This window comes from Sandarakinorhabdus limnophila DSM 17366, from assembly GCF_945882885.1.
GTDB lineage: Bacteria > Pseudomonadota > Alphaproteobacteria > Sphingomonadales > Sphingomonadaceae > Sandarakinorhabdus > Sandarakinorhabdus limnophila_A.
The window spans coordinates 1-6898 of record NZ_CAMCWT010000083.1 but is presented as its reverse complement, the minus strand read 5'-3'; the positions used below and the strand labels follow the sequence as shown (position 1 = coordinate 6898).

Below are 6898 nucleotides of genomic sequence, written 5' to 3'. Positions count from 1 at the left end.
CCTTCGGCGATCAGATCGCTGGCCGAACGCTCTTGCTCCACCAAGCCATAGAGGATGCGATCGAGCAGATCATAGGGCGGCAGGCTGTCCTGATCCGTCTGGTTCTCGCGCAGTTCGGCCGTGGGCGGCTTGGTGATGACATTGGTCGGCATCACCGGGCCGGCAGGGCCCAGGCCAAGCCGCGGTTTGTGGGCATTTCGCCATTCGCAAACGCGGAATACGGTCGTCTTGTAGAGATCCTTCAACACCGAATAGCCGCCGGCCATGTCACCATAGATGGTGGCATAGCCAACGCTCATCTCGCTCTTGTTGCCGGTGGTGAGCAGCATCGGCCCGAACTTGTTCGAAAGGCCCATCAGCGTGAGGCCACGAATGCGGGACTGGATATTTTCTTCCGTGGTATCGCGGGCCCGGCCCTCGAACAGGGGCGCCAGCATCGCGTCAAACGCGGTCATCGCCGGCTCGATGCGCACCGTGTCCAGTCGGCAACCCAACAGCCGGGCGCATTCGGCGGCATCGTCCAGACTGTCCTGACTGGTGAACGGGCTGGGCAGCATCACGCACCACACCCGATCGGCGCCCAGCGCATCGACAGCGACGGCGGCCGACAGGGCTGAATCGATCCCGCCCGACAGCCCAAGCACGACGCCGGGGAAGCGGTTGCGGTTCACATAATCGCGCAGGCCCACCAGCATGGCGTGATAGACATCGGCGGGGTCGTCATCCTGCTGGCTCAGCTCGCCGGTCGCGCAGGTCCAGCCGGTCTCTCCGCGCGTCCACTCCGTCAGCCGGATCGTCTCGTCCCAATCGGGCAGCTGGTGGGCGAGCGTGCGGGTGGCGTTGAGCACGAATGACGCGCCATCGAACACCAGCTCGTCCTGCCCGCCAACCCGATTGAGGTAAACGAGCGGCAGGCCGGTTTCGACTACGCGGGTGACGGCAAGGTTCAATCGGCGATCATCCTTGCCGACTTCGAACGGGCTGCCGTTGGGCACGATCAGCAGCTCCGCGCCGGTTTCGGCCAGGCACTCGCACACGTCCGGTGTCCACATGTCTTCGCACACCGGCACGCCGATGCGCACGCCTCGAAGATTCATCGGCCCCGGCAAGGGCCCCGCGCTGAACAGGCGTTTTTCGTCGAACGTGCCGTAATTGGGCAGATCATGCTTGCGGGTGATGCCGGCGATGCGGCCGCCATCGAGCAACAGCATGGCGTTGTAGAGCGCGCCGTCCTCCAACCAAGGCGCGCCGACCAGCAGCGCCGGACCGCCGTCGGCCGTGGCCTCTGCCAACCGCTCCACTTGCACCCGCGCCGCTGCGACCAGCGCCGGTTTCAGCACCAGGTCTTCCGGCGGATAGCCTACGATGGACAGTTCGGGGGTGACCAGCAGATCGGCCGCCGGCACCAAAGCGCGCGCGGCCAATATGGCATTGGCATTGCCGGCCAGATCGCCCACGCTGGCGTTGAGCTGGGCAAGGGCGATGATGAGCCGATCGGTCATGCGCGCCGCGATACAGCGGATTTGTGCATCAGGCCAGCCGGGTGCGACCCGTGAGCGCCATCGCGGTTTCCAGCTCGGCACGCAGCATCTGCAGCACATGCGCCACGCCGGGCTGTCCAGCGGCGCCCAGCCCCCACACCCAGGGCCGCCCGATCATCACCGCGCTGGCGCCGAGCGAAACATAGCGCAGCACGTCCAGCCCGGAACGAACGCCGCCATCGGCCATGACCGGGATGCAGCCGCCCAGCCGGTCCATGATCGCCGGCAGGGCGCGGGCGGCCGACATGGCGCCATCGAGTTGGCGGCCGCCATGATTGGAAACCACAATGGCGTCGGCGCCGTGGCTCACCGCCAGCGCCGCATCATCGGGGTGAAGAATCCCCTTCACGATCAGCGGCCCCGGCCACAGCGAACGCACCCACGCCAGCCGATCCCAATCGGCGCTGGCATCGAAATTGCGCGCGATCCAGCCGAGATAGTCGGAGAGCGGCGCCTTGGCCCCGACCAGCCCGGTGAGATTGCCCATCGCGATCGGGCCACCGAGCAGCCCGACATCCACCGCCCAGCCCGGCCGCGCTGCCACCTGCGCCGCGCGGTGCAGCGAGCCGGCCAGGCCCGGCGCGCCGGTGAGGCTGGAGCGCACATCGCGATAGCGAGCGCCCGGCGTCGGCAGATCGACTGTGAGCACCAGCGCCGGGCAGCCCTGCTCCCGCGCCGTGGCGATCATGGCTTCGTTGGCGGCCTTGTCCTTGGTCAGATACAGCTGGAACCACGGTGCCGCGCCGCCGCCCTGCGTGACTTCCTGCAACGAGCACACCGACACAGTGGACAGCGCCATCGGGATGCCCGCCGCCTGCGCCGCGCGCCACGCCTGCACCTCACCGCGCCGCGCGTGCAGTCCGCCCAAGCCCACGGGCGCCAGCACCACCGGCATGGAGAGCGCCTGCCCCAGCAATGTCACTCGCGTTTCGATGCGCGACACATCCACCAGGACCCGCTGATCAAGCTCGATGGCGGCAAGATCGGCCACATTGGCCGCCAGCGTCTGCTCCGCGTAGCTGCCGCCATCAGTGTAGTCGAACAGGAATCGCGGCACCCGCCGCCGGGACGCTGCCCGGTAATCGGCGATGCTGGCCAGCGTCACCGCGCCGCCTTCGCCGCCGCCACCTGATCTTCCACACTCTTCAGCAACGCCGGCACATCGTGCACAATGCCATCGCGGATGGTCCAACGGATGCCGCCCTTCACCACGGTCTTCTGCGTCGCCTCGTCCAGCCGGGCAAATCCGGTGCCATACAGCGTCTTCAGATTGTGCAGCGGGTTTTCCGGCACCACGATCAGATCAGCCCGCATGCCGATGCGGACCAGCCCGAAGTCCGGCTCGTGGCCCTTGGGCTCCTCCAGCGTGCGTGCGCCGTTGATGGTGGCGGCCTGGATCACCTCCAAGGGTGCAAAGCCGGCCTCTCGCAGCAGTTCGAGTTCCAGGATGTAGCCAAAGCCCCAGGTCTGCCAGATAAAGCCGGGGTCGCTGCCCGTCGTCACCCGGCCACCCATATTCTTGTAATCATTCACCAATTGCATGTAGCGCGTGTAAAACCGCCGCCATTCATATTCGCGCTCGCTGGTCCAATCGAAGAAATAGCTGCCGTGGTTGTCGCGGTTCGACTCAAAGAAACCGGTCAGGCTCGGCAGCGTGTAGCGATCGTGCCACTCCGCCCGCTTGGCGCGCATCAGATCGCGGCTGGCGCTGTAGATGTTGAAGGTGGGATCGAACACCACCCCACTGGCCTTCTGCGCCTTCAGATACTCCACCCAATCCGGCCCGCCGGGTTCGTGGATCTGGTTCCAGATCTCGGCGATGCCGCCAAAACGCCTCTGCTCGTCGTTGAAATTATAATCGGCCGGCGTGTCCTGCACGCGGCGGCCGTCCAGAAGGCTTTCAAAATGCCCGTAAAAATGGGTGATGGTGCCCAGGCCGGCGGCGGCGGCATCGCGGGCGTTGAACTCGGCGATGTTGGGCTGGGACAGGTGTGCAACGGTGCCCAGGCCCAGCTTCTTCGCTTCGGCAATGGCGGCGCGGTCGATCTCTGGGGTCTCGTCACCCCTATTGAAGAACTTGATCCCGTCGATGCCGGCGCCCGCCGCCCAGCGCACCCACTCGCGGGCTTTTTCCGGCGTGAGCACCCGCCCACCCTTCCAGCCGGCGTTGGCGCCACTGCCAAGTGTTTGATAAACATAGAGTCGCGGCGCGATGATTTCCCCGGCCGCCGCCCGCTTGCGCTCGTCAAAGGCGCGGGACACGTCGCCGCCAAAGAAGGACACGCCGCGCACCGTCGTCACCCCGTGCGCCAGCCACAGCCGCCAGGCGTAACTGGGGTCGTCCATCTTGTCGGGGTCGCCGTTGTGGCCGTGCATGTCCACGAAACCGGGCAGCACATACATCCCGGTCGCATCGATTTCGCGGGTGGGGTTCTGCGGCGCGCGACCCGTTTTCATCGGCAGGCCCGGCGTGCCGGCCGCGCGAATATCCGTGATTTTTCCCCCATTTATGACGATATCAGCCGGACCATACGGAGGGCCGCCATTGCCGGTGATGATGGTCGCGCCCCGGATCACCAGCGTTTCATACGGCCCGGCGGCCATCGCGGTGTCGCGCGGCGGCGTCGGCTTCATCTGGGCATTGGCGGTGCTGGCCAGCAGCCCCAGCGCGATGGCGATCAACGTTTTCATGCACTTCCCCCTCTTGGCCTCCAGCATAGACGCAGCCCGGCCCGCCCGCTAGGCTGCTGCTATGGACTGGATTCCTCTCGCCATCGGCTATTTTCACGGTTCGATCCCGTTCGGGCTTTTGCTCACCCGGATGATCGGCATCGATATCCGGCAGGTGGGCAGCGGCAACATCGGCACCACCAATGTTTTGCGCACAGGAAACAAGGGCTTGGCGGCGGCCACTTTGCTGCTGGACGCTGGCAAAGGGGTGGCGGCGGTGGCCATCGGGCGGTGGCTGGGTGGCGAAATAGGGGGAATCGTGGCCGGCACAGCGGCTTTCGTGGGCCACTGTTTTCCGATCTGGCTGAAGTTCCGCGGCGGCAAGGGCGTCGCCACAATTTTGGGGGTGACTCTCGCCGCCGCCCCCCTCGCCGGCGTGATCGCATTGGCCACCTGGGCCTGCGGCGCCCTGGCCACGCGCTACTCAAGTGTGGGCGGCATGCTGGCCGCCATCGCCTGCCCGATCGCCGTCTGGTTCCTCACCGGCAATCTCGGCTGGGCCACGCACCTGGCCATGCTGGCTGCGCTGCTGATCTTCCAGCACCGGGATAATCTCTCCCGCCTCGCGGCCGGCACCGAATCGAAAATCGGGCAAAAGGCCAGATGAGCCTGCCGGGTGACGCCGGCAAAGGAACGTTTATCGTTCCTGCTGACGCCGTTTCCCGACTGCGCCTGATCCGCACCGATTCGATTGGCCCCGTCACCTATCGCCAGCTCATCGCCCGCTTTGGTGATGCCGAAACGGCGCTGAAGGCGCTGCCCGATCTCGCCCGGCGCGGCAATCGCCAGCTGGCGCTGCACCCCGAATCCGAAGCCCTCGCCGAACTTGAAACCGCCGCCACATTGGGCGCGCATCTGCTGTTCCTCGGCACCCCGGATTATCCCGCGCTGCTCTCCGGCACCGAAACCGCTCCGCCCGTGCTCAATGCCCGTGGAGACCTCGCCCTGCTCGATCGCCCGGCCGTGGCCATCGTCGGCGCCCGCAACGCCAGCGCGGCCGGCACGCGCTTTGCCCGCCAACTGGCGCTGGATCTGGCAGAGGCGGATTATGTCGTCGTGTCCGGCCTGGCGCGCGGCATCGATGCGGCGGCGCACGCGGCGGCGTTGGAGCGCGGCACCATCGCGGTGGTCGCCGGCGGGGTGGATGTCCCCTATCCGCCCGATCACGCCGATCTGATGGCGCGCATTGCCGAACAGGGCCTGGTGATCGCCGAACAGCCGCCGGGGATCGAGCCGCAGGCCCGCCATTTCCCGCGCCGCAACCGCATCATCGCGGGGCTCTCGGCCGGCACCATCGTGGTGGAAGGCGCGCTCAAATCGGGCAGCCTGATCACGGCGCGCATCGCGGCCGATCTGGGCCGCGAAGTGATGGCCGTGCCCGGCTCCCCGCTCGATCCGCGCGCGCAGGGCTGCAACCTGCTCATCCGCGAAGGCGCCACGCTGATCCAGACGGCGGCCGACGTGCTGGAGGCGCTCTCCACCCTCTCCGGCCAGCCCGCGCTGCGCTTCAACGCCGCCGAGCTGCTGCCGCTGCCAGACTATGGCCCTGCCCTCACGCCTGATCCGGCGGCCCGCGCCGCGCTGCTCGCCCTGCTCTCCCCCACCCCCGCCCCCATCGACGATCTCATCCGCCTCACCAAGTTGCCGCCTGCGCAAGTGGCGAGCGTGCTCCTGGACCTGGAACTGGAAGGCGCGCTGACCCGGCACGCAGGGGCGCGGGTGGCGTTGGGGTGAGGGGAATTCGGTTGATGGATTTGCACCCCTTTTTTGGTCATTCCAGCCAGTTCCCTGATTGCCCGAAAGCGGACAGTGGCTGGCTGTTATTCGAATGCCCGATTTTGGGACGTTGCAGCCATTTTCGGCAGGGCCGCTGAATGTCGGTTTCCGCCAGAACCCGACATAGGCGTCTATTTTCGGGCGAGGTCGAACTTTCGGCTTCTCCTCGGTGGACCGGTAAGGGACGACCGCTCAAAATTAAATTTGACGAAATAATAAATTTGATACAATGCCAAATTGTGCTGCTCGAAATCAGCCCTTTACGCAGTTCCAAACGCGCCCGAACACGTGACCAGCTGCTGGTGGCGGCGCAATCGCTTTTGATGACGCACACGGCGGCGGCGCTCAGCATTCGGCAGATCACCGATCATGCCGGCGTGGTGCATGCGACATTCTACAATTATTATCAGGATGTTGCCGCCCTGGTTGCCGATCTTGGCGAGCTTCTCGGCACCAACCACGCGGCGACAATAGCCGGCTTAAATCAAGCATTTGCGGATCCGGCGCTTCGCTTTGCCCGTGTAACCCGCCAGACGCTGCGAATAGTGGCTAAAGAGCCAAGCTTTGGACGCTTGATTTTTGATGTCGGCCTGCCCGCCGACAGCCTTGTCTCGGAACTGCGGCTGCGGCTGAAACTTGATCTTGCTGAAGGCATGCAGCTTGGTCGCTTCAGTCTTTCGGACCTCGACCTGACCACCAGCATGGTTTCTGGAGCGATCAGCGGCCTCGCGCTCGACCTGCATCGAGGCATCTTGCCGTTGACTGCCATCGAAGCTGCAACGACGCGTTTGCTCGAACTGCTCGGGCTTGATCCGGCTGTCGCGGCAGCACTGGGCCATGAACCGATTCCA

General features: G+C 65.7%; 6 protein-coding genes. 3 read left to right on the top strand and 3 right to left on the bottom strand.

Going from position 1 to position 6898, the window contains the following annotated elements:
• The 3 genes from Q7O19_RS12570 to Q7O19_RS12560 all read right to left on the bottom strand — a co-directional run.
• Positions 1-1502 (bottom strand): NAD+ synthase (locus Q7O19_RS12570; protein WP_303810846.1); only part of this gene is annotated, 1502 nt, incomplete at its 3' end.
• Positions 1503-1530: 28 nt separating this feature from the next.
• On the bottom strand, positions 1531-2646 hold the full coding sequence (locus Q7O19_RS12565; protein ID WP_303810845.1) for an L-lactate dehydrogenase: 1116 nt from the start codon (positions 2644-2646) through the stop codon (positions 1531-1533).
• Positions 2643-4232 (bottom strand): amidohydrolase family protein, encoded by a 1590-nt coding sequence (locus Q7O19_RS12560; RefSeq protein WP_303810844.1) that lies wholly within the window; start codon positions 4230-4232, stop codon positions 2643-2645. Before Q7O19_RS12560 ends, Q7O19_RS12565 begins: the two co-directional genes overlap by 4 nt.
• 61 nt (positions 4233-4293) lie before the next feature.
• On the opposite strand from Q7O19_RS12560, the gene plsY reads away from it, so the two are divergent.
• The 3 genes from plsY to Q7O19_RS12545 all read left to right on the top strand — a co-directional run.
• The gene (plsY, locus tag Q7O19_RS12555; protein ID WP_303810843.1) at positions 4294-4878 is read left to right on the top strand and encodes a glycerol-3-phosphate 1-O-acyltransferase PlsY; all 585 of its coding nucleotides are present in this window, start codon (positions 4294-4296) and stop codon (positions 4876-4878) included.
• Positions 4875-6005, top strand: coding sequence for a DNA-processing protein DprA (gene dprA / locus Q7O19_RS12550; RefSeq protein ID WP_303810842.1), 1131 nt, complete (start codon positions 4875-4877; stop codon positions 6003-6005). The genes plsY and dprA overlap by 4 nt, the downstream gene beginning before the upstream one ends.
• Positions 6006-6286: 281 nt before the next feature.
• Positions 6287-6898 (top strand): TetR/AcrR family transcriptional regulator (locus Q7O19_RS12545; protein ID WP_303810841.1); only part of this gene is annotated, 612 nt, incomplete at its 3' end.

Bases quoted from the DNA above. Each gene is read 5' to 3' on its own strand.
- Q7O19_RS12560 (WP_303810844.1), bottom strand. From the start codon at position 4,232: ATGAAAACGTTGATCGCCATCGCGCTGGGGCTGCTGGCCAGCACCGCC.
- plsY (WP_303810843.1), top strand. From the start codon at position 4,294: ATGGACTGGATTCCTCTCGCCATCGGCTATTTTCACGGTTCGATCCCG.
- dprA (WP_303810842.1), top strand. From the start codon at position 4,875: ATGAGCCTGCCGGGTGACGCCGGCAAAGGAACGTTTATCGTTCCTGCT.